At 48.1% G+C, this 24,230-nt stretch carries 25 protein-coding genes, 2 tRNA genes and 1 riboswitch; of the genes, 12 read left to right on the top strand and 15 right to left on the bottom strand.

The features are described 5' to 3' along the window. Positions 1-237: 237 nt before the first annotated feature. Positions 238-1,482, bottom strand: coding sequence for a serine hydroxymethyltransferase (glyA, locus tag QN379_RS13465; protein ID WP_322236877.1), 1,245 nt, complete (start codon positions 1,480-1,482; stop codon positions 238-240). A gap of 97 nt (positions 1,483-1,579) precedes the next feature. Then, positions 1,580-1,693, bottom strand: a riboswitch (ZMP/ZTP riboswitch). Positions 1,694-2,017: 324 nt separating this feature from the next. Here glyA and ybgC point away from each other — a divergent pair. From ybgC to QN379_RS13420, 9 genes are all read left to right on the top strand, one after another. Then, positions 2,018-2,491: a tol-pal system-associated acyl-CoA thioesterase gene (ybgC, locus tag QN379_RS13460; protein ID WP_323506848.1), complete on the top strand. Its 474-nt coding sequence runs from the start codon at positions 2,018-2,020 to the stop codon at positions 2,489-2,491. Between the two features lie 221 nt (positions 2,492-2,712). Next, positions 2,713-3,414: a protein TolQ gene (tolQ, locus tag QN379_RS13455; RefSeq protein WP_323506847.1), complete on the top strand. Its 702-nt coding sequence runs from the start codon at positions 2,713-2,715 to the stop codon at positions 3,412-3,414. Then, on the top strand, positions 3,414-3,848 hold the full coding sequence (locus QN379_RS13450) for an ExbD/TolR family protein (protein WP_322236873.1): 435 nt from the start codon (positions 3,414-3,416) through the stop codon (positions 3,846-3,848). The genes tolQ and QN379_RS13450 overlap by 1 nt, the downstream gene beginning before the upstream one ends. 28 nt (positions 3,849-3,876) lie before the next feature. Next, positions 3,877-4,887, top strand: coding sequence for a cell envelope integrity protein TolA (tolA, locus tag QN379_RS13445; RefSeq protein ID WP_323506846.1), 1,011 nt, complete (start codon positions 3,877-3,879; stop codon positions 4,885-4,887). A gap of 3 nt (positions 4,888-4,890) precedes the next feature. After that, on the top strand, positions 4,891-6,213 hold the full coding sequence (tolB, locus tag QN379_RS13440; protein WP_322236869.1) for a Tol-Pal system beta propeller repeat protein TolB: 1,323 nt from the start codon (positions 4,891-4,893) through the stop codon (positions 6,211-6,213). Between the two features lie 186 nt (positions 6,214-6,399). After that, on the top strand, positions 6,400-6,918 hold the full coding sequence (pal, locus tag QN379_RS13435; RefSeq protein ID WP_322236867.1) for a peptidoglycan-associated lipoprotein Pal: 519 nt from the start codon (positions 6,400-6,402) through the stop codon (positions 6,916-6,918). A gap of 17 nt (positions 6,919-6,935) precedes the next feature. Beyond that, positions 6,936-7,682: a tol-pal system protein YbgF gene (gene ybgF, locus QN379_RS13430; protein ID WP_322236865.1), complete on the top strand. Its 747-nt coding sequence runs from the start codon at positions 6,936-6,938 to the stop codon at positions 7,680-7,682. Between the two features lie 89 nt (positions 7,683-7,771). Beyond that, positions 7,772-7,847, top strand: a tRNA-Lys gene (locus tag QN379_RS13425). A gap of 134 nt (positions 7,848-7,981) precedes the next feature. Next, a tRNA-Lys gene (locus tag QN379_RS13420) sits at positions 7,982-8,057 on the top strand. 199 nt (positions 8,058-8,256) lie between these two features. Here QN379_RS13420 and QN379_RS13415 read toward each other — a convergent pair. The 5 genes from QN379_RS13415 to QN379_RS13395 form a co-directional block, all read right to left on the bottom strand. After that, positions 8,257-8,784 (bottom strand): chromate transporter, encoded by a 528-nt coding sequence (locus tag QN379_RS13415; protein WP_322236863.1) that lies wholly within the window; start codon positions 8,782-8,784, stop codon positions 8,257-8,259. After that, positions 8,781-9,413: a chromate transporter gene (locus tag QN379_RS13410; protein WP_323506845.1), complete on the bottom strand. Its 633-nt coding sequence runs from the start codon at positions 9,411-9,413 to the stop codon at positions 8,781-8,783. Before QN379_RS13410 ends, QN379_RS13415 begins: the two co-directional genes overlap by 4 nt. Before the next feature lie 455 nt (positions 9,414-9,868). After that, positions 9,869-10,447: a YceI family protein gene (locus tag QN379_RS13405; protein WP_323506844.1), complete on the bottom strand. Its 579-nt coding sequence runs from the start codon at positions 10,445-10,447 to the stop codon at positions 9,869-9,871. 134 nt (positions 10,448-10,581) lie between these two features. After that, positions 10,582-11,091 (bottom strand): YceI family protein, encoded by a 510-nt coding sequence (locus QN379_RS13400; protein ID WP_416348549.1) that lies wholly within the window; start codon positions 11,089-11,091, stop codon positions 10,582-10,584. A 150-nt stretch (positions 11,092-11,241) separates the two neighbouring features. Continuing rightward, complete coding sequence (locus tag QN379_RS13395; protein WP_322236855.1) at positions 11,242-11,793, bottom strand: cytochrome b; 552 nt, start codon at positions 11,791-11,793, stop codon at positions 11,242-11,244. A 313-nt stretch (positions 11,794-12,106) separates the two neighbouring features. Between QN379_RS13395 and QN379_RS13390 the strand changes: the two genes are divergently transcribed. Further along, the gene (locus tag QN379_RS13390; RefSeq protein WP_323506842.1) at positions 12,107-13,108 is read left to right on the top strand and encodes an NAD(P)H-quinone oxidoreductase; all 1,002 of its coding nucleotides are present in this window, start codon (positions 12,107-12,109) and stop codon (positions 13,106-13,108) included. A gap of 132 nt (positions 13,109-13,240) precedes the next feature. On the opposite strand, the gene QN379_RS13385 is transcribed toward QN379_RS13390, so the two are convergent. From QN379_RS13385 to QN379_RS13365, 5 genes are all read right to left on the bottom strand, one after another. Beyond that, positions 13,241-14,566: a c-type cytochrome gene (locus QN379_RS13385; RefSeq protein ID WP_322236851.1), complete on the bottom strand. Its 1,326-nt coding sequence runs from the start codon at positions 14,564-14,566 to the stop codon at positions 13,241-13,243. A 12-nt stretch (positions 14,567-14,578) separates the two neighbouring features. Beyond that, entirely contained in the window at positions 14,579-15,358 is a 780-nt protein-coding gene (locus QN379_RS13380; protein ID WP_322236849.1) for a c-type cytochrome, read from the bottom strand. 486 nt (positions 15,359-15,844) lie between these two features. After that, complete coding sequence (locus QN379_RS13375) at positions 15,845-16,072, bottom strand: hypothetical protein (protein ID WP_322236847.1); 228 nt, start codon at positions 16,070-16,072, stop codon at positions 15,845-15,847. A gap of 425 nt (positions 16,073-16,497) precedes the next feature. Beyond that, positions 16,498-16,926 carry a glycine zipper 2TM domain-containing protein gene (locus QN379_RS13370; RefSeq protein WP_322236845.1) on the bottom strand — a complete coding sequence of 143 codons (429 nt, stop codon included), beginning with the start codon at positions 16,924-16,926 and terminating at the stop codon, positions 16,498-16,500. A gap of 344 nt (positions 16,927-17,270) precedes the next feature. Next, entirely contained in the window at positions 17,271-17,843 is a 573-nt protein-coding gene (locus QN379_RS13365; RefSeq protein WP_323506841.1) for a DUF4142 domain-containing protein, read from the bottom strand. A 331-nt stretch (positions 17,844-18,174) separates the two neighbouring features. On the opposite strand from QN379_RS13365, the gene QN379_RS13360 reads away from it, so the two are divergent. Beyond that, positions 18,175-18,390, top strand: coding sequence for a glycine zipper 2TM domain-containing protein (locus tag QN379_RS13360; protein ID WP_322236841.1), 216 nt, complete (start codon positions 18,175-18,177; stop codon positions 18,388-18,390). Positions 18,391-18,525: 135 nt separating this feature from the next. Here the strand turns inward: QN379_RS13360 and QN379_RS13355 are convergent, their stop codons facing one another. Further along, positions 18,526-19,881, bottom strand: a complete 1,356-nt coding sequence (locus QN379_RS13355; RefSeq protein WP_322236839.1) for an NAD(P)/FAD-dependent oxidoreductase — start codon at positions 19,879-19,881, stop codon at positions 18,526-18,528. A 339-nt stretch (positions 19,882-20,220) separates the two neighbouring features. On the opposite strand from QN379_RS13355, the gene QN379_RS13350 reads away from it, so the two are divergent. After that, positions 20,221-20,652: a universal stress protein gene (locus tag QN379_RS13350; RefSeq protein WP_322236837.1), complete on the top strand. Its 432-nt coding sequence runs from the start codon at positions 20,221-20,223 to the stop codon at positions 20,650-20,652. Positions 20,653-20,886: 234 nt separating this feature from the next. On the opposite strand, the gene QN379_RS13345 is transcribed toward QN379_RS13350, so the two are convergent. From QN379_RS13345 to QN379_RS13335, 3 genes are all read right to left on the bottom strand, one after another. Beyond that, positions 20,887-21,072 (bottom strand): CsbD family protein, encoded by a 186-nt coding sequence (locus QN379_RS13345; protein WP_323506840.1) that lies wholly within the window; start codon positions 21,070-21,072, stop codon positions 20,887-20,889. Positions 21,073-21,322: 250 nt separating this feature from the next. After that, positions 21,323-23,416: a PAS domain-containing sensor histidine kinase gene (locus QN379_RS13340; RefSeq protein ID WP_323506839.1), complete on the bottom strand. Its 2,094-nt coding sequence runs from the start codon at positions 23,414-23,416 to the stop codon at positions 21,323-21,325. A 278-nt stretch (positions 23,417-23,694) separates the two neighbouring features. Continuing rightward, entirely contained in the window at positions 23,695-24,147 is a 453-nt protein-coding gene (locus QN379_RS13335) for a response regulator (protein WP_323506838.1), read from the bottom strand. Positions 24,148-24,230: the final 83 nt, after the last annotated feature.

The following is a 24,230-nucleotide window of genomic DNA, read 5'->3' as shown; positions in this document are numbered from 1 at the left end:
CCCATTTTAGTTAAAAACCAGAATGGACCCGGACTTAATGCTTACGCTTAGGACTGATGATACTTAATGCCTAGACCTGATCCTGGTATCGAGTATCGGTATAAATGCTGATAGTGAATGCCGAGAACGGAGGCGCAAATAAAATCGCCTTAACCGCCGCTAATACCGTTCAAGTATTAGCGGGGTCAAAAAAATAATCTATTGCATACCGGCAAACAAATACATCAAACTAAAGGATCAGCCATACACAGGAAATGCGTCAGTCAATTTCTTGACTTCAACTTTAACGCGCTCAATCGTCGCCGCATCGTGCGGGTTATCCAGCACATCGGCGATCAAATGTCCGATCTTGGTCGCTTCCGCCTCCTTAAATCCGCGCGTTGTCAGCGCTGGACTACCGACACGAATACCGGAAGTGACGAATGGTTTTTCCGGATCATTTGGAATAGCATTTTTATTACAAGTCATGTGCGCGGAGCCGAGAATGGCTTCCGCTTCTTTACCTGTAATATTTTTAGCGCGCAAATCAACCAGCATGACGTGCGACTCGGTACGACCGGAAACAATGCGCAAACCACGAGAAATCAACGCTTTAGCCAATGCATCGGCGTTCTTCACGACTTGTTGTTGATAGGTTTTGAATTCTGGTGTCAGCGCTTCCTTAAAGGCAACAGCTTTTCCCGCAATCACGTGCATCAGCGGACCGCCCTGGATACCAGGGAAAATCGCCGAGTTGATGATCTTTTCGTATTCCGCTTTCATCAAAATAATACCGCCGCGTGGTCCACGTAAAGACTTGTGCGTTGTCGAGGTAACGAAGTCAGCGTAAGGCACCGGGTTCGGATACTCGCCCGCCGCGATCAAGCCAGCGTAATGCGCCATGTCGACCATAAAATAAGCACCAACCGCTTTAGCGACTTTGGAAATTCGCTCAAAATCGATTCGCAACGCATAGGCGGAAGCACCGGCGATGATCAGCTTTGGTTTACTTTCGTGTGCGAGGCGCTCCAGCGCCTCGTAATCGATTTCTTCTTTTTCATTGAGACCGTACGAAACCACATTAAACCATTTGCCAGACATGTTTAACGCCATGCCGTGTGTCAAGTGACCGCCTTCAGCCAGTGACATGCCCATGATTGTGTCGCCGGGTTTCAATACTGCAAAGAAAACGCCCTGATTTGCTTGCGAGCCCGAATTGGGCTGCACGTTAGCTGCTTCTGCCCCGAACAGCGCTTTTACGCGATCAATGGCCAGTTGCTCAACCACGTCGACAAATTCACAGCCGCCGTAGTAGCGCTTGCCCGGATAACCTTCGGCGTACTTATTAGTAAGTTGTGTCCCTTGCGCTTCCATTACTGCTGGCGAACAATAGTTTTCCGACGCGATCAGTTCGATATGTTCTTGCTGACGATGATTTTCATTCTGAATGGCGGTCCACAATTCTGGATCGACGTTAGAGATGGTATGGTTTTTTTCAAACATGATGATTCCAATCGATAGAGGTTAACCTTTTCAGGTTCTGCATCGAATGAGGGCCAAAAAGAAGGGGGAATGCGGCAGCCTCAGTCGTACGTTCCATTCGGGCTGCCCAGGCGCACGGCGGTAAAATCTCACGCTTCCCGATGGTTGCCCATCTTTCCCGGAGTCGAAGCAGATTGCATCGGTCCGGTTTTCGCCAGTTACGTGAGACGAAATGGTAGACGTATTGTAAGTGAAGGGCATCGATAGAGCAAGATTGTCAAAAGCCGACAAAGGCGGTCGGAGCACCATCTCATGGGCGATACTAGTTTTTAAAACCACGGGTTTGGGCTACAATTTCTACTTATTTTGCACCGCAGCACGGGAATGATCACTCACACGGTCAGTTTCATTGCTAAAAAATAAGATTAAAGATGCACTTTCATCGACAGTCTTAAACCTTAGTCTTAATACTTAGCTAGTCATGCATGCTTTTTAAGCATTAAATTTACCCATTTCGGTTCACTGTAACCATACAGAGCACATCAGCCAACACACCATGAACGCAGTATTATCTGAGACAGCAAAAGACTTCAACTGGTCCATCCGCGTGTACTACGAAGACACTGACGCCGGCGGAGTTGTTTTTTATGCAAACTATTTGAAATTTTTCGAGCGCGCACGCACTGAATGGTTGCGCACGGCGGGAATTGAACAGAGCCAGTTGGTCAAAACCGATGAAGTCATGTTTGTTGTCAAAAGCACCGCACTCGATTATCACGCCCCAGCGCGTCTTGACGATGAACTTAATTTGACCGTCATTGTCGAAAAAATTGGCCGTGTTGCCGTTGATTTCATACAACAGGCTTGGCGTTATGACGAAGAGACGCCAAAATTATTAGCAACTGGTCGCATTAAAGTGGTGTGTGTTAATACCCATACATTTCGACCTGCGGCAATTCCACAAAGAGTATTAGACCAAATTCGTCCCACACAAATTTCCATCAATGACATAACGAACGCACCTTTTTAATTGCGCTCCAGACACGACAATCCAATCTATCAATGCTGCTAAATGCTGATCAGAAACTGAAAGCACCTGGTAACGATTACAATCACTCTTTACGCACCTCAGTGCTCTCAAGAAATTTAATCATCATTTAGCGCTAATATAAAACCACAGATCGTTTTGCTAACACTTTGAATGGCGTTAGTTAAGACAGCTGCCCAAGACCATTTATCCAGACTGCCTACATGACCGTCACTCAAGATCTTTCGTTTCTCACTCTCATCACCAATGCTTCTGTGCTTGTGCAACTTGTCATGCTGCTATTGTTAGCAGTCTCTGTGATGAGTTGGACATACATATTCCGCAAGATGTTCGCCATCAGAAGCGCGCGCGCCCAAACAGAAGAGTTCGAACGGGCCTTCTGGTCAGGCGGAAATCTCACCGAGTTGTATCAGGGAACGACCTCAAATAATCGCCGTGGCGCAGGTGCAACAGGTGCGATGGAACGTATTTTTGCCGCTGGAATGGATGAATTCAGCAAAATCAAAGCATCCGCCGGACATAAAGCCAGTACTGATTCTGCTGCGTTGCTAGATGGTTCGCGCCGAGCGATGCGTGCCGCGTATCAACGTGAAATGGATGCGCTAGAATCTCATCTGGCGTTCCTGGCTTCAGTCGGCTCGGTCTCGCCTTACGTTGGTTTGTTCGGCACCGTGTGGGGCATTATGAATGCGTTCCGTGGCCTGGCAAATGTCCAGCAAGCAACATTGGCGGCCGTTGCTCCGGGTATTGCCGAAGCGTTGATCGCCACCGCGATTGGTCTTTTTGCCGCGATTCCGGCGGTTGTTGCTTACAACCGTTTTGCGCATGATGTAGACCGTTTGGCGATCCGCTTTGAAAGTTTCATCGAAGAATTCTCTAACATCTTGCAACGGCAGGCACGCTAATGACGGGCTTCTCATCCATGCGCGGAGGACGTCCGCGCAAATTCAAAGCAGAAATCAACGTCGTGCCGTATATCGACGTCATGATGGTTTTGCTGGTGATTTTTATGGTTTCGGCCCCGATGGTCAATCCCAATGTCATCAACTTACCCACCGCTGCTAAGTCTGTCGCGCCGCCTACGGAATACATCGAAATCGCACTGAAAGCCAATGGCGATTCAAGCGTGCGTATCAATGGCAAGAAAACTGGTGGCAGCCAAGCGGAAACAGTCGAAAAAAATAAACTGAAAGCCAAATTGCAATCGCTTCACGATGACAATCCTGATATGCCAGTGATGATCTCGGCAGAAAAAGATATTAAGTATGATGAGGTCATACAGGTTATTTCTGAAGCCAAAATAATGGGTATCAACCGTGTTGGATTGGCGACCAAGTGACGAACTGCCGCAAATTGACAGTCTGCTCATGACAGATCGCATCCCTTACTCAATACCAAAAGAACCGGGTCGATGGCGCGCTATCGCTCTGGCAGCAGCAGTGCATGCGGCGTTGATCGTATTCCTGTGGATCGGCGTCCATTGGCAAAGCCAAGTACCCGTAGCCGTTGAGGCAGAAGTATGGAGCCCGGAGGTACGGGAAGCGGCACCGCCGCCGCCAACACCAACGCCGCCGCCAGAACCGATAGAAAAACCAGTCCCGCAACCCGTGCAGAAACCCGTTGTAACGGAAGCACCACCGCCACCAAAAGTGGTTCAGCCGGTCGTGCCTGATCCCGAAATTGCATTAGAAAAAGAGCGAAAGCGGAAAGTACAAGAGAAGAAGGATCGAGATCATGCCGAGCAGGTTCTTGAGGATAAAGAACGCCAGCGTAAAGCCGACGAACAGGAAAAAGCGCAGGAGAAAAAAGATGCCGCAAAATTAGCCGATAAGCTGGCTGCGAAGCAGAAAGCGGCTGACGATAAGAAAAAAGCGGATGCTGATGCAAAAAAAGCAGCGGAAGCAGACGACAAATTGAAGCAGAAACAGGAGGCGGCAAAAGAGGCGGCTAAAAAAGCTGCTATCGACAAACAACGCAAGGCCGACGATGCAGCTTCCGACAAACGACATAATGATGATATGAAGCGGTTACTGGGACAGGCTACCGGCAATGGCGCATCGAATAGCACCGGCACCGCCGCACAATCTCAAGGACCGCGTGGCGATCCTGGTTACGCCCAAAAAGTTGGTGCCAAAATAAAAGGATTTATCAACTTTAACGTGCCCGATGGCATGGCTGGAAATCCGTCGGTAGAATATGAAGTACAGCTACTTCCAGATGGATCAGTGGCCAGTATTCACTTGCGAAAACCCTCAGGTGTCTCGGGTTTCGACGAAGCGGTAAAGCGTGCAATTGAGAGATCTGCACCTTATCCAAAAGATAAATCGGGTTCTGTTCCCTCTAGCTTCATCGGAATCCATAAACCGAAAGATCAATAAACTATGAAAAAGAACCCATCAAGCCCGTTAATCGGGACTTGGATACGACATTCAGTACGCTCAATTGCCGTGATCGGTATAGCCGTCACAGCCCTGATATCGACGCCATTGGTGTATGCCCAGTTACGCATTGAAACTGCAGGCGTGGGCGCCACGCAAATTCCTATCGCAATCGCTGGTTTTAGCAATGAAAATCTGGCACCGCAACAAATTACAGCGATCATTAAAGCTGATTTGTCGCGTAGCGGCATGTTTAAGATTATCGATACCAGCGACGTGGTCTCCGACGCATCGCAAATCAACTACGGTGATTGGAAATCACGTGGGGCCGACGCCTTGGTTGTGGGTAGTGTAGAAAAATTAGCCGATGGCCGGTTCGACGTCCGCTATAAGTTGCTCGATACAGTTAAGTCAGCCCAGCTTTCTGGACTGTCACTGTCGTCGTCTGCCCAATACACCCGCGTTTCAGCGCATAAAATTGCCGACGATATTTATCAAAAACTGATCGGCATTCGTGGTGCTTTTGCTACGCGTATTGCGTACGTCACTAAATCTGGTAAAGAATATCGTTTGGAAATTGCCGATGCAGATGGCGAAGGTACGCAAGTCGCTCTGCGATCCAACGAACCTATCATTTCGCCAGCTTGGTCGCCTGATGGAACCAAGGTAGCATATGTGTCATTTGAAGCAAAAAAACCGATTGTGTACGTGCAGAATCTAGTGACAAAACAACGCACTATTATTGCTAACTACAAGGGTAGTAACTCGGCCCCATCCTGGTCGCCTGATGGCACCAAAATCGCGATTGCCCTGGCGCGCGACAGCCTGACCCAAGTGTACGTTGTCAATGCTGATGGTAGCAGCCTGCGTCGTTTGACAAATACTTCCGGCATTGACACCGAGCCGCAATTCTCTGCTGACGGACAAAGTATTTACTTCACCAGCGATCGCAGTGGTGGCCCGCAAATTTACAAGATGAGTGCTAATGGGGGAGAGGCCCAACGCGTGACTTTTAGCGGTAATTACAACATCAGTCCTCGAATTTCGCCAGATGGCAAAACATTGGCGTATATTTCTCGTCGGAGCGGTGGCTTCCAGTTGTACGCCATGGATTTAGGTAACAACCAAGAGCAGCGTTTGTCGGATACGGTTAAAGACGAGTCCCCAAGCTTCTCGCCAAACGGTCAATACATTATGTATGCAACCGAGTCTGGCGGCCGTCGTGGATCGCTCGCGGTTGTCTCAGTCGATGGCCGTGTCAAACAACGATTGACCGTTCAGGCCGGCGATATCAGGGAGCCGACCTGGGGCCCGTTTATGAAGTAATTACCAAGTAGTAGTTCCATCGCGATGTGTATTAAAGTTAAGTAATAAGTAAAACAATAGGACTTACGCAAAATTGTCCCAGCAGCGGGCTTGCCAACCCTGCCGACAAAGAACGTTAGGAAAGCACAACCCCATTGGGGCGATTTTGCAGAAGTCCTGAACAACTCACCTCTCTGGAGAATAATAATGCGCCACCTCAGTAGCTTTGCCCTTATCGTTTCAAGCGCCGTTTTACTTGCCGCATGCTCATCCCCTGTCAAGCTTGACGACAAGGCTAAGATCGAAGACCGCGGCAGCATGACCGGTGGAGCAGATCCACGTTCCGTCAACCCGGTCAACGCTGGTTCAAGCGATGCATTGAATGACCCGCAAGGCGTTCTGTCCAAGCGCAGCATTTATTTCGACTACGATAGCTATTCGGTCAAAGAAGAGTTCCGCTCTGTTGTTGAAGCGCACGCTAAATACCTGATCGCTAACAAGGGTCGTAAGATCATCATTCAAGGCAATACCGATGACCGCGGCGGTCGCGAATACAATCTGGCACTGGGCCAGAAACGTGCTGAAGCAGTTCGTAAAGCAATGGCATTGCTAGGTGTTCCTGATGCACAGGTAGAAGCCGTTTCTCTGGGCAAAGAAAAGCCTAAAGCACTGGGCAACGACGAAGCGTCTTTCGCTGAGAATCGTCGCGCAGATATCGTTTATTAATAAACCAAGTGATGATCATGCGGATTTTTTCTAAATCAACGCTGACTGCGGCCTTGCTGGCCGCAGGTTGCTTTGCACCGATAGCCCACGCCGGTTTGTTTGACGATGCTGAAGCACGACGCGCAATTCTTGATATTCGCAGCAGAATTGATGCGGTGAATGCCCGCGTCGACGGCAAAGCGGATAAGAGCAGCTCACTTAGTCTGGCTGATCAAAACGATCAATTGAATCAAGAGATCGCCAAGCTACGAGGACAGATTGAAGTGTTGACCAACGAGGTTGCCAATACGCAGCAACGCCAGAAAGATTTTTATGTCGATCTGGATAATCGTTTGCGTAAACTGGAGCCGCAAAAAGTCAACGTTGATGGCCAGGAAGTCAGCATTGATCCTAACGAGCAGAAATCGTATGACGCTGCGCTAGCCAGTTTCAAGGGTGGCGACTACAAAGGCGCTACCGCGGCGTTCTCCGATTATCTGAGGCGCTATCCAGCGTCAGGCTTTGCGCCTTCGGCACAATACTGGTTGGGCAATTCGTACTTTGCGCAACGCGACTATAAAAACGCCATAGCGGCACAGCAAGTGGTGATCAAAAAATATCCCGACAATCCGAAAGCGGCTGACGCTCTTTTGAACATGTCGAGTAGTTACACTGAGTTGAAGGACAAGGGCGCTGCAAAAAAATCACTTGAGCAAGTCATCTCTCAATATCCAAACACGCCTGCGGCTGTGACTGCTAAAGAACGTTTAGCCGGTGCAAAGTGAACTAAAAGCAGTCTTTTCACGAAGATGAAATAAAAAGACAAGAGTAGTTTGACATAGTGCCTACACCTTCTCTATAATAGCGTTCTTTCGGGTCGTTAGCTCAGCTGGTAGAGCAGCGGACTTTTAATCCGTTGGTCGCAGGTTCGAATCCCGCACGGCCTACCACGAATAAAAAAGGGTTTTAGACGAAATCTAAAACCCTTTGTTATTTCAGAAATTTTCAGAAATAACGTCGTTTAGTTTTTAAGTAAGTGTGAACAAAAGACGGCTTTTTTGATTGCACTTAGCAGCACTGTTTTGGGTCGTTAGCTCAGCTGGTAGAGCAGCGGACTTTTAATCCGTTGGTCGCAGGTTCGAATCCCGCACGGCCTACCAAAATAAAAAGGGTTCCAGATTTCGATCTGGAACCCTTTTGTATTTCTGCTTCATCCTCTATTTTGTTCAGCCGTTGCTTCTGTCATGTTGACGTCGTTTTCGGCACCGGGTCTCTACCTTAAAAAGCCATCACACTTTTCCCAGTAAGCCACACGGCTATTTTTAATCCAGGCTCTCAGCTTTACCAATATTTTTGAGATCACTGACCAAACCCAGTCAATCCAACTAACGCACCCACAGCCAAAAACCATAATGGATGTAATCGGGTTTTCAACGTACCCACGACGCAACCCAGTGTGATCGCTCCCAATATCAAGGCATGAACGGATGCCTCCGTGATCAATGACGCGCTCGCCGCCACCAAACCAACCGTCACAGGAACCAGACCAGCCTGCACAATACCGCGCCAAGGCTCATCCTTAAACCGTCGCCAATAATGCAAGGTAATGCCGGTGAGTATCGATGACGGGCCGAATTTTGCGATTGACGTCACAATCACGCCTGGCCACCCTGCTACATGCCAGCCAACCAGCGTCACCACCATCATGTTTGGCCCCGGTGCGGCCTGCGCCAGCGCGAACATGGCACTGAACTCCTGCGCCGACATCCAGTGATGAATATGGACAACCTGACGCTGCATCTCTGGCAGTATGGTATTGCCACCGCCAAAGGCAAGCAATGAAAGTTCTGAAAAAATGGCAGCAAGGGAAAGAAGAACTGCAATCATGCCGCCCACCGCCATGTAACAAGAATACTGACAGGAACCAAGACCAACATTGTTGGTAATAACGGCAAACGCAACAACGCAATCGCGACGAAGAAGGTGGCTGCTATCAAGATCCCTAACGGTTTGCGGCGTAGCGGTGTTGCCATCTTTAAAGCGGTCGATATAAGTAACCCCGCCGCCGCCGCCGCGAGACCGGCAAACATATGCGCGATATGGGTATCATTCTGAAAGCGCTCGTAAATAACCCCAAGGGCAATCACAATGGCAGTCGGCGCCGCGATCAATCCCAGCAGAGCGGCAAGCGCACCTCGGATACCACGAAACTGCAATCCGATCGCTACCGAGAGATTAATGATATTGCCACCGGGCAGAAACTGACACAGACCAAGAAGATCAGTGAACTCCGCATCGGTTAGCCACCGACGCTGCTCAACCAACATACGGCGTGCCAGAGGTAGCACTCCACCAAATCCGATCAATCCCAACCCGAGAAACCCTAAAAATAATGCCCGCACCGATGGCGGTTCCTGTGCGGGATGATTATTGTGCGCAGGGTCAGATTGTTGTGCCGCCCGTTCGGTTTGCACCTTCGTTGGTATCACCGCCTGCATTTCCGTTTGCGTCACCACTCGTATCACCATTTGTTTCACCACTTTTTTTGATCGGAGTATGGGAGATTTTTGGATCACCCTAATCGCTAAGCACAACCAGCTACCCAGTTGGCAACGGTTGGCGATTTAGTCGACATCTCATTTTTTTAAAATCTAAAAGTTGCAGCGGTCCTCTAATCCATCGGATAGCGATTATTCACATTCTGACGATATAGATGAGTTTTGCTGGTTAGCCGTATTTTATATTGATACAAACTCTGCCGCACGGCACTTAAAAGGACGTCAGAAGGAACAGGAAGCGCTTAATGGGGAGTGCGAGTGCAAGCCGGTCTGACGTCAACAAAATAGGGCACGACCACCATTGCCTCGCCTCGCGGGTCGACAACATTACTGGTGAAGCCTGGATTCAACATTAGAGGAAATAAAAAAACCGCTGCAATAGATGGCAACGGTTTTTTTAGAAAAATACAGCATTAGTTCTGATTGATACCTTCAACCTGAATCTTCAATTTTACTTCCTGTTTGAAACCCATTTTTTTGCCGTAGTCGATGCCAAAATCATCACGATTAAATTTACCGTCAACGTCGGCACCGCACACTTCACGCTTCAACATTGGGTTGATCTTGCAAAGAAAATCGTCAATCTTAAGATTCACTTTCTTAGTGACGCCGTGCATCGTCAGTTCGCCCTCAACTTCTTTCGGGACGTCGCCGTCAAACTTGATAAACTTTCCTTTATAGGTAACCTCAGGAAATTTAGCGACGTCAAACATATCGGCGCTTTTAGCGTGATCGTTCAGCTTGGCATTACCAAAGTCGATTGATGCAGGATCAATTTTGATCTCGATTGATCCTGTTTTGGCAGCACGATCGAGCAACACGGTACCGCTACTTTTCGTGAATTTGCCACGCCATTTAGACAAACCGCCCATGTGATCGGCCTCAAAACTTGGATACGTATGAGTCGGATCCAGATTATAGGTCGCGGGAGCAGCCATTGCAGCGGTTGCAAACAGTGCCGCAAAGGCAGCAACCAAAGTACGTAGTTTCATCGTTTTCCTTTTCGTTGAATGAATGGCCTCGAAACTTAGCCGTGTGTCATAAAAATTCTTAGCGCATCAACTTAATGCATCAACTTAGTCCCTCAAAATTTGCAGACCTTTTGCTTACGAGGTTTGACGGACACTTATTTTTTTACTGCAGTGACAATACGAAATTTGATCTGTACTTCATCAGCGACAACTGAGGTATCTTTCCAATCGCCCTCGCCTATGCTGAACGCGTTGCGTTTAATCGGCAATACGCCTTCAAACACGTTACCCCCAGCATCCTGCTTATAGCTCGCACCAATTACAACATCTTGCGTCCGGCCCTTGATGGTAAGTTTACCGACAACGTCATATTTGCCAGACGCGCCCTGCTTAATACTGCTGGAAACAAACGTCGCTTTAGGATATTTAGCAGTATCAAACCAGTCCTTACCGCGTACTTCTTTGTTGTACTCTTCCGCGCCAATGTCGAAACTCGCCATATCGATATCGACCTTGGCTGTTGATTGCGCCAACTTAGCTGGATTGAAATCTACCGTTGCTTCAAATTTTTTAAATTTACCGTCCATCGGCACGCCCAATTGTTTGGCTACAATGCTGACCGAACTTTTAGCCACATCAAGTTGTGCCCAGGCAGTATTAGCCATCCCGGCTATCGCACCAATCAGAGCCAGTACTATCGTCGATTTTGCTATCGTCGATTGCATAAGAAAATTTTTCACTAACATTACTCCTTCATTATTTTTCGAATCATTTCAAGGGCGTTTCTTTTATCCCTGATCAGGAAGTGAAAAAACTTACTTTAGAAATGGCAGCATACGACTCAACGTACCATCACGGTCAATCAACTGATGCTTCAATGCAGCCAGAACATGCGCTAACACAATTGTCGCCATCAAATAATTCAACCAGACATGCGTCGGTCCCAAAATAGATTTTAGCTGATCATTTTTTTCAATCAGCATGGGCATTTTAAACAAACCCAAATACACCACAGGAATCCCTGATGCGGCGCTGTAAAAATAACCCGTCAGCGGAATCGCGATAATCAACACATACAACAGTTGATGTACCAGATGCGCAGCTTTCTGCTGCCAACGAGGAATACCCATCGGCAAAGGCGGGGCTGGATGTAATAAGCGCCATGCAACGCGGATCACCGCCAAGCCAAAGACCGTCACGCCGAGCCATTTATGCCACGAAAATAACTTCAGTTTTTGCGGCGTAAGGCCGGGGATGCCGGTCATATACCAGCCCATCCCAAACGCTGCAAAAATTAATAGTGCGACCAACCAGTGCATCCTGATAGCGGTTGTTGTATAGCGAATAGGGGTGTTTGAATTTTTCATACGCTCATGGTTGTTCGTTGCCTCTGAAGCAATGCATTGACTGTACCGTAAGTAGCAAAGTTCCGCATCGACCAAAATAGACTCATTCAAATTTCTTAAATGATATTTTAATATCATCGGATAGCGTGGCGACAGCGTAGGAACAGAAGTCGTCATACAATAACGCATCCCATTATCAAACAAACCATGGTTATTGGTCGGGATCGAATTTAAGTGCACGAAATTAAGTGACTCAACTTAAGTGGAGATATGAAGACATCGCCGATAAAGTCTTCGATACTACCCATCTAGCCAAGAAAAGAGAGAAATCCCAATGCGCGTTATTGAAATTACACAACATGGTGGGCCAGACGTATTACAAATCCGTGAACGCCCTATTCCCGTTTTTAAGGCCGGTGAATTGCTGATCAAGGTCCAGGTAGCTGGCGTCAATCGTCCAGACGTGTTTCAGCGCAGTGGCAACTACGCGCCCCCACCTGATGCCTCGGATTTGCCCGGACTGGAAGTCGCCGGCGAAATAGTCGATGGAGACTTTTCTGAAACACACTTTAAAAAAGGCGATCTAGTTTGTGCATTGGTTCCTGGCGGCGGATACGCGGAATATTGCACCACGCCTGCTGTGCAATGTCTACCTATTCCCAAGAATTGGACCGTGCTCGAAGCCGCCTCCTTACCTGAGACCTTCTTTACTGTATGGAGTAATGTTTTTGAGCGGGGCAGATTAACGGGAAATGAAACCTTATTGGTTCAAGGCGGTAGTTCGGGAATCGGTGCAGCCGCGATACAAATTGCCACAGCGCTTGGACACCAGGTTTTTGCCACCGCTGGTTCGGACGAAAAATGCCGGGCTTGTGAAGATCTGGGTGCTGTTCGGGCTATCAATTACCGCACTGAAGATTTTGTAGAGGTGGTGAAATCATTGACCGCTGGGAAAGGCGTGGATGTCATTCTGGATATGGTGGCAGGTGATTATGCACCGCGCGAAATAGATTGCATGGCTGAAGACGGTCGTCTCGTTTTCATTGCGACGCTAGGTGGAAATAGTGCCAAGCTGAACTTTAGTAAAATCATGATGCGCCGTCTGACCATCACCGGCTCAACGTTACGACCGCGGCCGATTGCTTTCAAAGGTGCTGTCGCGGCCCAACTACAAACGCGCATCTGGCCGTTGTTGGCAGCTGGAAAAATTAAGCCGGTGATCTTTAAAACCTTCCCGCTCGAACAGGCTGCGCAAGCGCATGCTTTGATGGAGAGCAGCACGCATATCGGCAAAATTATGCTGACGATCGATGGGCCAAAGGATCAGCAGCAATAATGGATATGCAATAATTGAGACTATCAATTGAGACGAAGCGTTGCTTATGGTACCAATTAAAAAAGCAGCCATCTGGCTGCTTTTTTAATAACGACAATACTTATCTAACACTATCTTACACTACCGAAACCATTAATCTAAGGGCACACTGCGATACCGATTCACTTCGGATGGTGATACCAACGTAGCGCTGTTACCCCATGAGTTGCGAATGTAGGAAACTACGGCCGCAACTTCTGCATCCGTTAAATCCTGCGCGAACGGCGGCATTCCGTAAGGGCGCGGATTGCCAACCGTTGTCGGCGCAAAACCACCGTACATGACAACCCGTATCGCGTTGACCGCAGATGGCATCGTAATAGCACGATTACCCTTCAATGGCGGATAGGCTGAAGGCGCACCTTTGCCGGAAGTAAGGTGACATGCAACACAATTGTCTTTGTAGACCTTTGCGCCTAATTCAAGGACTTGATCGATCTCATGCGGCCGCGCATATTCCTTCTCTGCAACCGGCCGGCCATCTGAACGAGGTAACGTTTTTAGGTAGACCGCCATTGCAGTAATATCCTTATCATGCAAATGCTGCAAACTGGCCGACACCACTTCGGCCATGGGCCCAAACACTGCACTGCGCGACGATACACCCGTCTTTAGCAGCGCCGCGATATGTGATATCTCCCAATCACCCAAACCGATCTCGACGTCGGACGTTAATGATGGTGCATACCAGTTCACGACAGGAATAAAGCCACCGCCGAGTTCGCCTTTCAGATTGAGTCCTCCCAGCGCGTTACGCGCTGAATGGCAGGCGCTGCAATGGCCGAGACCCTGAACCAGATAGGCACCGCGGTTCCACTCCACCGATTGCGCACTTTCGGGCTGATACACACCAGGCCGAAAATATAGAGCGCGCCAACCATAAAGCAAAACACGATTGTTATACGGAAATCGTAACTGTGGCGCAGTGTTCTTTTGCTTTACTGCTGGCATGCTTTGCAAGTACGCAAACATGGCATCGGCGTCCGATCGCGATACTTTTGTGTAATTGGTATAGGGGAAAGCGGGGTATAACAAACTGCCATCCTTCGACTTGCCGTTATGTAGCGCGCGCCAAAAATCGTTTGCGTTCCAACGCCCGATTCCGGTTTGCTGATCAGGTGTCAGATTCGGTGCGTAAATCGCGCCGAATGGCGTAACAATTGCTCGCCCGCCCGCATATTTTTGCCCACCGCGAACGGTGTGGCAAGCCATGCAATCTCCGGCACGGGTGAGATAAGCACCGCGCGCAATTTGATCGGCAAGTTGATGCGGTGCTAGTGGTGCTAGCGGCGCTGCTATCTGCGTGGCGCGGGGATCAGCATCGTCGATATTCATAAACGCCAGCCACCCGATGATGATAATCGCCAGCAGGACCAGGCTGCCAATACTCCATAACAAAATACGCTTAAAACGTGTCATGCATCTCTCCGCTCAATGTGGAACGCTGCCACAGGCAAGCGGAAGTTTTAGCGCTGAGGGAGCGGCCGCAGTCGCGCCTTCAGGAACAGGTTGCGCAGCTAGCCAGGAGGCGACCGCACCGATATCGGCAGCGCTTAGTCGCTTCGCCACTTGCGACATACAATCCGGTACCGCAGCGTGCCGCACGCCGGTCTGCCAGGCACCGATCTGCGCGACCAGATAATCACGCGGTAAGCCAAGTAACCCCGGAGTTGCCGGCAGAACGCCAGTCATTGCCGTGCCATGACAGGCAATGCATGCGGGGATTTTTTTGCTAACGTCGCCATGTTGCACCAAAGTTTGTCCACGCTGAAAATCGGCAGTCGATAGCGTAAATGGTTGTGGTGGCGGATAAGGTGGATGTTGATCTGAAAAGTAATCGGCTATTTCGCGTAAATAAGTATCAGACATATGATCGACCATATAAGTCATCATCGGATATTGTCGGCGTCCGCTGCGAAAGTTGACGAGCTGGTTGTACAGATAGCCTGCCGGTTTACCGGCGATACGCGGGTAATAACCGTCGCTGGCGGCGCGTCCTTGCTTGCCGTGACACGCGGTACAGGCCAACAATCGCTGTCCGATCGTATCCGGAACCGATGCTTGATCAACATCCACAACGGGGACGGCATTGGCTCCGATAGCCTGCGCGGCAAAGCCAACGCAACTACAGGACAAAACAACGCATATGCTAACGCGCACTACCGCATGCCACGCACGATGTAACGCTTGCGTGTTGAGACGAATTAACATTGGTTTAACCATCTTTCGGGCGATTACTTTGCATGTGGGAAGTTGCCTGTTTTACAGTGTTTTGTGATTTGCGCCATCCAAAAGAGCACACCTTCTTCTAACAACCTAGCTAGCCTCCCCGATCTCGTATTGTTTGCGGCGCACGCCAAGCCGTGCCATTGAACAAGAATCAGTGAGCGAATAGAGAGTAAGGACACAATCACAGAATATGAAATAAAAACAGTCTCGGAGTATACCAATGTTCGGCAAATAAGACGGTGCACTGTATTGTGAAATCGCAGTCGCAGCATATGTCGCATGCAACATATCGCGATGACATAGCGGTCAATGATGATAACGACGGCGTAAAAACCGCGCGATGGGAGGATGATAGATGAAATACTGCACGTCATTAAAAAACGTACAGCATCAAGCTGTCACAGCAAGCGGGGCGGGGCGAGCCGTAACTATTCAGCAAAAATAACGTGCCATGGTGACAGGCGCACTCTACTTTTTATCGGAATCGCGTACTTCCGTTGACACCATGGGACGATCCTTACCGGGTGCGTCGGTATTCGCGTAGACCTGCTCTTCCAGGATATCAAGCTGCTGACTCCCATCCAATGCGTGACCAAACGCAGATTGACGATGTGATGATGCCCGTCGTGACGAGTTGGTTTTCTCTACTTCAGTTGGTATGACTGCGGACTTAGGCGATTGTTTACTTTCAGGCATGAGATCCTCCTATTGATATAACAATGGCAATTCGATACACAGGATTTTTTCTTCCAAAAAGTCCGCACTGAGACTGTTCAGGCTACCTTTTTACTATATCAAAAGCCATAAAACAACATAATCAGGACTTACGCAAAATTGTCCCAGCAACGTGCTTGCCAACCATGCCGGCGCAGACAGTACGCTAGTACTGCGCCACGTTGACGGCAAGGAAAGCACAACGACGCTAGAGCATTTTTGCGTAAGTCCTGACAACTAAGTATCCTCCGAATACGGTCAATGGCAAGCACTGCTTATAAAAACGAAAATGCCGATGCGGGGGCTTCCCAGATCGGCATTTGTTGTATTACGTCATTTCTTATTAGCTACCAGGGTGAAAACGCCATTACGCAACGACGCACTCATCCTTTAATAATCACCCTGCTTTAACGCTCGTAATAGCCATGATCGTAGCGCGGTTCATAGTCTCGATGATTATAATCTTGACGCTCATAAACCCGTGCTGGTTGATAATAGACTTGCGGTGCCGGGCGATAATAAACTGGTTCAGGACGCACATAGACTGCGGGAGGCGCGTAATAAGCAGTTGAACGGCGGTTGTAATCGCCGCGATCATAGTAACCACGATCGTGATAACCTCGACCTTGATTGCCACCCGCGCTCGCGCCAACCACTGCACCCAGCACACCACCTAAAACCGCGCCATTCCGACCACCAACGACGCTACCAATAGCAGCTCCCGCGACACCACCGATTACCAGATTAGTCCCTTGGTCATACGCTGACGCCGAGACAGAAACAGTAGTAGCTGCAGCAATAAACAGCGCGGAGATGATTACTTTTTTGGTTAACATGAAATAGTCCTTTCAGGATCGACATACGGTGCGACTCTTATGGTTAACTCAGCCAGGCTGATATTCCCAAAAACATCGTTGATAAGCTTTAAATTACCTATTCACGATGCGTTGAATTGAATATAGCAGTGTTAGAACCAAGTAAAGCGCTTCGAAACAGACTATTACACCTGCGAGAGATTGGTTACGTTTTGATGCTTTTTACGATTTACCGCGTCTAGCTACATTTTTAACGTGCCAGAGCGTGTTGAGATATGAGTTGAAATTGCGAACGAGTAGCCGCCTTAGACGCAGCAAAATAACAAACGTCCACATCGAACAGAGCAATGAAGACTAATTTAAGACTAATTTCGCACCTTGCGTTTATCGACGATCAGCTTCAGCAGTTGCCCCTGTGTCAATTGCTGCTCGAGCATTGGCAGCGTCTTAATCGCAAACTCCTTAACATCGGCATCTTTCGCTCTTTTTTGCGCCTGCTCAAACAATGCGATCCGGTCCTTGTGCGCCAGGACACCGATCTCTCGACTGAATTCTTTATCAAAACGAATTCCGCTAAGTTTTGATAATTTCAAAATGGTTGCCCGCTGCATCTTATTGGGATTCAAGGGAAGTATCACTCCCTTGGCCAAGGCCAATCGTCCCAATTCTGTTGTTATTACATCTTGATCAGCGATTAGCGCGGCAGCAAATTTTTTCACTTCAGGACTACTAAGACGCGTCTGTGCTAACTTACTTGCCTCTACTTCGGTATAGCCGCCCTCGGCAACGTGACGCAGAAACAGACCTTCATGGCGCGACAAGTCAGCTGCGCTAACGCCACCAGCACATGCCATTGCCAGCACAAAAAATCCGCCCCTCGACTGAAGGGCGAAGCGGGATAAGTATTGTGTAATTGGTTGGATTACTGCCACCTTCATATCAACTTTGCAACTTTCCATAAGTTAAGATTTATACAAAAATAGATACAGCCATTCACGTCCCCTCACGCCCAGTCAGCATCTCGGCTATCAACACAAAAACACCTCAGCATTACAACAAAATAGCGTGATCTTTATACGACTAATCATTTTCCATGAGGGAAAAGTCCTACAAAGCAATGCGTGGTTGACCGATAGCCATTGCATCTGCAAAGGCAAATAATACGAATATAAACCGTCATTCTCAGAAAATATCAAAAAATGTCAGTTAGGCCTGAATGCAATTTTTTGTCGGGAACCCTCCCGATCACTTTCCCTAAAAGGATGCATCATGAAAACTCTACACCACATGTTAGTTGGGACTCTTGCTTTAGCATTTGTTGCGTCACTAAGCGGTTGCAGCGGCATGTCTCACCGCGGCGCTGATACGGCCGTCGGTGCCGGAGTTGGCGGAGTTGCTGGTGCTGTATTAACCGGCGGTAGCGCACTTGGTACTGTGGGTGGTGCCGCCGTTGGTGGCGTGGTTGGCAATCAAATTGGAAAATAAAGTGTTAGCTCCTAAACATGCCGCACTCAATCAGCTACGCATACAATAACGGGCCGACATCCGGATACCATCCAACCGGAAATATCCACACATCAACCCCGTACACGTGCAAACGTGTACGGGGTTGATGTGTTTTTAATGCAGTTTGACCGAAGGTTTAGCGTGCTTCATCAAGCTGCTTGCGGTCGCCGTAACACCAGTGCGAATCGGCCCTAAGAGTGCGTTCAAGTGCAACAAATGCAAACTGGTGTACATCATGCGCGCAAAAAAACCATCAACAAACCAGCCCAGTTTTGATAGCGAACCCATTAAAGTACCAACCGACGTACTTCTCCCAAAAGACACAAGCGAACCGTGGTCTGTATAAACGTAGGCGGCCGTATTCACTGGTTGACCTTTATGCTCACGAACAAATATCGCTAACAAATAGTCGGCTTGTTGATGCGCCGCTTGCGCTCTGGGCGGCACGAGTCTGCCATCAGCGCTCACGCAGGCAGCACAATCGCCTAATGCGTAGATATTCTTACTATCTTTCACCTTTAAACCGCCGTCAACCTGGAGTTGGCCCAACCCGGTTACGGGCAATCCCAATGTTTTTAATAAATCGGGTGCCTTGATGCCGGCTGACCAAACGCAGAGATCAAAAGCGTAATCGTTACCGTTTGCGTCAGTGACAAATTGTTCCGCAATACTGGCTACGCGACAGCCCGTGACTACGCGCACATCCCTCTCCCTCAGCAACTTGGTTGCCGCATTAGCGACACGTTCCGGTAAAGGGGCCAGCAGCCGCGGTGCGCCTTCAAGGATCGTAATACGCACATCCTTATCGGGATGCAATCTCGGAAAATCGTAATCTGTATACACGCCGCTGGCTTCACGTAATTCTGCTGCTAGTTCAACACCGGTAGCACCGCCTCCCACGATCACGATATCAATACCGGCATCCGGTGAAAATTCCTTTTTGAGGTCGGCCAGCGTCAGCAATTTGAGCAATCGCCGGCGAAAATACTCCGCGTCCTCGGTTGAGTTAAGTGAAATGGTGTTTTTCTCGGCGCCGTTCAGCCCGAAATAATTGGAGACACTTCCCACTGCAATAACCAGTCGGCCAAAGGCAATTTGTCGTGGCGGCACGACCTCTACACCAGCCTCGTCATTGATCGCATCAACTGTAATGGTATTGTTAATTGCATCAAGGGCGGTCAAAGCACCATACACAAAACGGAATTTATTATCATGCGCCAACATCTGGTAGGACAAACCTTCCTGGTGGATATCACGCGTTCCCGCCGCAACCTCATGCAAAGAGGGCTTCCAGATATGATAAAGGGTACGATCAACCAGAGTGACATGACCATGCCCCAGTTTACGGCCCAACTTACAAGCCAGTTCAAGGCCACCTGCGCCACCACCGACTATGACGACTTCGTTGGATGCTGCTGTAGTCTGGTTCGCAACCTGCGCCAGCACCAGATTCTCATTTTCATTTGACATCGATTTCCCCTTCTCTTGATACATTACTACCTTAGTACATTGAATTGTTGTCCAATATCACTACCAACAGTGATTAGCTTAAAAATCGATGCCGAAAATAGCGCGCTATAACCTTCCCAACCCTTTCACCGCCATAGCCCTTTAGTGTTATCTTGAGATACCGCTAATAGTCTACGTTGAACAGTCTACTTTGAGATATGCAACCAAGGCAATAGAAGCATGCTGTTAGATCAAACCAGCCGCACCCGCAGCATACGTCTGGTGACTACTCCCAGTCTGCGCTATGATTAGCAGGACTAGTAAGAAACTGCTAAAAAACCGACCACCACCGGAGGGCATATGTACCGAAAAATTCTTATCGCTTACAATGGCACACCCGAAAGTCGCTGCGCGCTCCACGCGTGCATCCGCCTTGCTCCCGGTTCTGAAGTAGAAGTACATTTATTAGGGGTTATAAATCTTGCGACCTACCTGATGGCTGGGGAATTCGTCGCTGAATCCGCTATTACGTCAGAAAAAGCTTTATTGGAACAAGAGCTCACCAAAGGACATAAGCTGCTCAGCGATGTCGGCCTAAATGTCATCACCCATTTTGAAAGCGGTGAGCCGATCAATGTCATTAGCGATTTAGTGACGCAACTTGGGATTGATTTGGTGATCATTGCTCATTCACGCAAGAAGCCGTTGGCGTTACGATGGTGGCGTGGCTCCACCGATAGCCTTTTAGTAGAAAAAATTCCGTGCAGTATTCTCGTGGCGTCAGATTCCTGAGTATAAATGCAAAGAGCCCGTTATCACACGGGCTCTTTTTTTGGGCTTTTTTTTTCGACGGTCAAATCCTCATATAAATAAAACGTGGGCCGCTAATCGTATCTTCAAAACGCGTTAAAAAAAATGTAACAAATAGCGCGTTTTTTTATCGAGTTTAGTTAAGCGTAGAGAGCTAACGAACACAAACATCCTGCTGCTTTCTTTGTGCACGTTAATTCGTCACCCAACCAAGGATTAATGACCCTTTTGTGTATTCTTTACGGACTCTTTAACGTCACCAACAGTTTTTTGGACTTTACCAGAAACTTGTTTTTCAAGACCTTTTGCTTGTTGATTGTGGCTACCAACCAATTTTCCAGTTTTTTCCTGGATTTTCCCTGCAGCTTCTTTGACGTTACCTTTGACTTGGTCTTTATTCATTTTTTACTCCTGAGTGAATAAAACACATTGGGAGAAACCAGCTACAACCATACTGAGTATGGCGATATTGCTGGATATAACTTGGTTTCGTTACACATAAAGGCTTTTGGCAAAATTTACATCGCCGTGTAATCTCGGCCCTGAATGTACTCTTAGGTTAATTAAACTGCGCAGTAAAATCCATCAGACATCCTCCGATAAGCACGTAGGAGATTATGAAGTCCAGTCAACATTAACTTTTATCGATCCGCTAATTGAGGTGTTCACCATCGCTGGCGTCACCCAACCGCGAAACCAGTGGCACCTCGATTTCTACTCTCGTGCCCACCTCTAATCCATTAACCCGACCCGGCTTAAACATCACCCGTCCACCGAGAAAACTTGCGCGTTCTTTTAACCCGCGCAACCCATGCGTATGGGTATTGTCAATACACTCTTGCGACATGCCGATACCGTCGTCACAAATTGTCAGCGCCAGCCGATCTTCATCCACATCGAGTACTACGTTAATTTTGGTAGCTTGCGCATGTTTGGCGACGTTATTTAATATCTCCTGAAGCATGCGATAAACAGCGATTTCGATCTTATGATTAATGGAAATATTTTCGTCAGGCAAACTGGCGCGGCAAATAATTCCTGTACGTTGCCCGAAATCTTCCAATTGCTCGGTGATCGCTGCCTTCAGCCCAAAAAGATCAAGCATATTCGGACGAAGTTCAGTTTGAATACGCCGCGTAGTAGCAACCAATGACCTGAGTAATTCTTGAATACGGGTTTGGCGCTCTTCCCATACAGGATCATCCGGGAAAACTTTATAGACGCCTTCCAAATGCATACTTAATGCGGTAAGCGCAGCCCCCATGTTGTCGTGCAACTCCCGTGCAATGGCGCGCTTCTCCTCTTCGCGGACATCTTCAATATGATTCGTCAGATCGCGCAGTAAAGCGGTACGTTGAAAAATGGTGCGTTCCAGTTCCAACTCCCTTCGCCTGAGTGAATCTTCTGCATGCTTCCGCTCAGTAATATCGGTCGCAATGCCGACGATTCCCATGATCTTTCCTTGCGAGTCGGACCAAGGCGACTTGGTCACTTGAAATGTCACAATGCCGCTTTTGAGAAGAATTGTTTGCTCTATGGTTTGGGACACACCGGCTTCCATAATGCCTACATCGTCATGATCTATCCGGTCGGCATCTTCCTGACGCAAAAATAGATCACGACTCCGCCGAAGCTTAGCCTCACTCCAACTCATATCGAATTGTCGAAGACACGCCGGATTTGCAAAAATTAAATTCCCAGTCCGATTTTTAACAAATATTGGATCGTTAGTATTGTCACTAACCGCGATTAATAAGGCGCTCGCTTCCGCTAATTCGGCAGCACTTTTTAAACGCGCGCTATATTCTTGATCGACCTTTCCTGCCGTTCGCCAAAAAATAAACAAGAACAGTCCACCGCCAATGATAGTCAATAAAGGTGGCACCAAATTGTAGTCATATAATTCTTCGCGGGCGCCCCAATCTACACACCAATTCAACACCGCTAACAAAATCAACATCTGCGGTAATGAGCGCCGCAATATTTGTCCACCAGGCGCATGCCGCGTAATAATCGCCATCAATAAATGGCGTGGACGAGACATTAACAAGGCCAATCCAAATAACAAGAAACACAACTCAGCGACTAACGGCACGCCTCTTTCGTACATCATATGAGTCAAGACGTCGACATCATATAGATAGCCAAACAATGGAATTGTGCTCAAAAAAATCAAAACACTTGCCAGATATTCAGCCGGATAATGTTGTCTCTGAGTTCGATAGTCGAGGACCAGCAAAGCGACCCCAGAAAAGATAAAACCAACCGCAACGAATGGATGCATTTCGGCAAAGCCGGACATCCCGCTCCAGGTAAATAGCAGAAAAAAATGTTCGAACTGGCTAGCAGACCCAAGCAGTTGCTCGGCCAATACAGCGATGGCTGGCACTAGCATCAATACGGCCAATATTTGCGTCAAAAACTTGATCGGCCACTTGTCGGCTAACGGCGAACATTGAAGTAGAAGAGCTGCCCCGCCCATCAAGAATCCCAGGACAACATTGGGTTGCAAAGTACTAAACTGCAACAGTACTCCGCTACCTTTCACCCCGTATAAAGCGCATACCAGAGTCAGACACGAAGCCACCATGACAACCAATATTAAGGTTACTGCGGTGGCGATAGTACGAGATACGTAAATGCCGGATAGCGCAAAGCGCTCAAGTGCGCGGCTTTTAAGCAGATATTGGTAATGCGGATGGTCGTCGCTTATTTCCTTTTCATCTGGCGATTTTTTTTTATTCATATTTTCTTGCCCCTCTCGTCCAACTGATCACCATCGCAGATAAACATCATCTCTATAATCCGGGGTTTTATGCTAAGGCAAACAGTATCACTCATGCAACTAAAATACGGGGGATTTTGCGCGCACAAAGAAAAAAACCGCAAACGCCTAATGAGCGTAGCTGAACGTTTTTCACTACATCATACTGTGGATTTTTTTGCTACTGCGCAGCGTATGAACGACTGGCGTGTATCATAAGACTGATAAACAGAATGCACTGCTATCGTAACAAAAGCACATCAATGCATACTAGAACCTAATTCTTCAAGTAGCGTGCGCAACTTGGTAAATTCGGAAGTTTTGTCAAAAAAGAAGCGGACACCGTATTGCTCTCCAGCCCGCCGGTAGACCTGGCTGACATTGTTACTGAAAATTATCTTAAGATGGTTAATACTTTTATTCGATTTGGATAACGTCTTCAACAGGTTCATACCATTGCCTTGCCTCAACTCTATATCGAGGATCAAAATATCATAACTTTCAGCATCAATTTTCTCAAGCGCATCATTTTCCTCCGCCGAAAATCCAGCCAATATCACCCCTTGAATACCATTGACGGTTTCAATAATCCAATCGCGTACATCGACGGAATCTTCCACCAAAAAAATTCGCAGCGGTGCTGAGTGATTTTTTTCAGGCGCGGAAGTGAGAGTTTTTTTCATGAGTATTTGACAAACTTCAACGGCATCCATAGTTATCTTTAGCATTGATAATGGCGCTTCCCGAGCCGTAACGGAAACCAACATTACGAATAATAAAGCACACTAAATAGAGC

Source organism: Glaciimonas sp. Gout2 (assembly GCF_035018905.1).
Taxonomy (GTDB): domain Bacteria; phylum Pseudomonadota; class Gammaproteobacteria; order Burkholderiales; family Burkholderiaceae_D; genus Glaciimonas.
The sequence above is the reverse complement of the archived record's forward strand: the minus strand, read 5'-3'. Positions and strand labels throughout refer to the sequence as shown.

What these genes read in the sequence shown, in the direction of transcription:
- glyA (WP_322236877.1), bottom strand. Translation starts at nt 1,482, where the DNA reads ATGTTTGAAAAAAACCATACCATCTCTAACGTCGATCCAGAATTGTGG.
- QN379_RS13375 (WP_322236847.1), bottom strand. Translation starts at nt 16,072, where the DNA reads ATGCCTGAAAGTAAACAATCGCCTAAGTCCGCAGTCATACCAACTGAA.
- tolA (WP_323506846.1), top strand. Translation starts at nt 3,877, where the DNA reads ATGACAGATCGCATCCCTTACTCAATACCAAAAGAACCGGGTCGATGG.
- tolQ (WP_323506847.1), top strand. Translation starts at nt 2,713, where the DNA reads ATGACCGTCACTCAAGATCTTTCGTTTCTCACTCTCATCACCAATGCT.
- QN379_RS13360 (WP_322236841.1), top strand. Translation starts at nt 18,175, where the DNA reads ATGAAAACTCTACACCACATGTTAGTTGGGACTCTTGCTTTAGCATTT.
- QN379_RS13355 (WP_322236839.1), bottom strand. Translation starts at nt 19,881, where the DNA reads ATGTCAAATGAAAATGAGAATCTGGTGCTGGCGCAGGTTGCGAACCAG.
- QN379_RS13450 (WP_322236873.1), top strand. Translation starts at nt 3,414, where the DNA reads ATGACGGGCTTCTCATCCATGCGCGGAGGACGTCCGCGCAAATTCAAA.
- QN379_RS13350 (WP_322236837.1), top strand. Translation starts at nt 20,221, where the DNA reads ATGTACCGAAAAATTCTTATCGCTTACAATGGCACACCCGAAAGTCGC.
- QN379_RS13390 (WP_323506842.1), top strand. Translation starts at nt 12,107, where the DNA reads ATGCGCGTTATTGAAATTACACAACATGGTGGGCCAGACGTATTACAA.
- QN379_RS13385 (WP_322236851.1), bottom strand. Translation starts at nt 14,566, where the DNA reads ATGACACGTTTTAAGCGTATTTTGTTATGGAGTATTGGCAGCCTGGTC.
- tolB (WP_322236869.1), top strand. Translation starts at nt 4,891, where the DNA reads ATGAAAAAGAACCCATCAAGCCCGTTAATCGGGACTTGGATACGACAT.
- QN379_RS13345 (WP_323506840.1), bottom strand. Translation starts at nt 21,072, where the DNA reads ATGAATAAAGACCAAGTCAAAGGTAACGTCAAAGAAGCTGCAGGGAAA.
- QN379_RS13335 (WP_323506838.1), bottom strand. Translation starts at nt 24,147, where the DNA reads ATGGATGCCGTTGAAGTTTGTCAAATACTCATGAAAAAAACTCTCACT.
- QN379_RS13405 (WP_323506844.1), bottom strand. Translation starts at nt 10,447, where the DNA reads ATGAAACTACGTACTTTGGTTGCTGCCTTTGCGGCACTGTTTGCAACC.
- ybgC (WP_323506848.1), top strand. Translation starts at nt 2,018, where the DNA reads ATGAACGCAGTATTATCTGAGACAGCAAAAGACTTCAACTGGTCCATC.
- QN379_RS13370 (WP_322236845.1), bottom strand. Translation starts at nt 16,926, where the DNA reads ATGTTAACCAAAAAAGTAATCATCTCCGCGCTGTTTATTGCTGCAGCT.
- QN379_RS13395 (WP_322236855.1), bottom strand. Translation starts at nt 11,793, where the DNA reads ATGAAAAATTCAAACACCCCTATTCGCTATACAACAACCGCTATCAGG.
- ybgF (WP_322236865.1), top strand. Translation starts at nt 6,936, where the DNA reads ATGCGGATTTTTTCTAAATCAACGCTGACTGCGGCCTTGCTGGCCGCA.
- QN379_RS13365 (WP_323506841.1), bottom strand. Translation starts at nt 17,843, where the DNA reads ATGAAGGTGGCAGTAATCCAACCAATTACACAATACTTATCCCGCTTC.
- QN379_RS13340 (WP_323506839.1), bottom strand. Translation starts at nt 23,416, where the DNA reads ATGAATAAAAAAAAATCGCCAGATGAAAAGGAAATAAGCGACGACCAT.
- QN379_RS13380 (WP_322236849.1), bottom strand. Translation starts at nt 15,358, where the DNA reads ATGTTAATTCGTCTCAACACGCAAGCGTTACATCGTGCGTGGCATGCG.
- pal (WP_322236867.1), top strand. Translation starts at nt 6,400, where the DNA reads ATGCGCCACCTCAGTAGCTTTGCCCTTATCGTTTCAAGCGCCGTTTTA.
- QN379_RS13415 (WP_322236863.1), bottom strand. Translation starts at nt 8,784, where the DNA reads ATGATTGCAGTTCTTCTTTCCCTTGCTGCCATTTTTTCAGAACTTTCA.
- QN379_RS13400 (WP_416348549.1), bottom strand. Translation starts at nt 11,091, where the DNA reads ATGGCTAATACTGCCTGGGCACAACTTGATGTGGCTAAAAGTTCGGTC.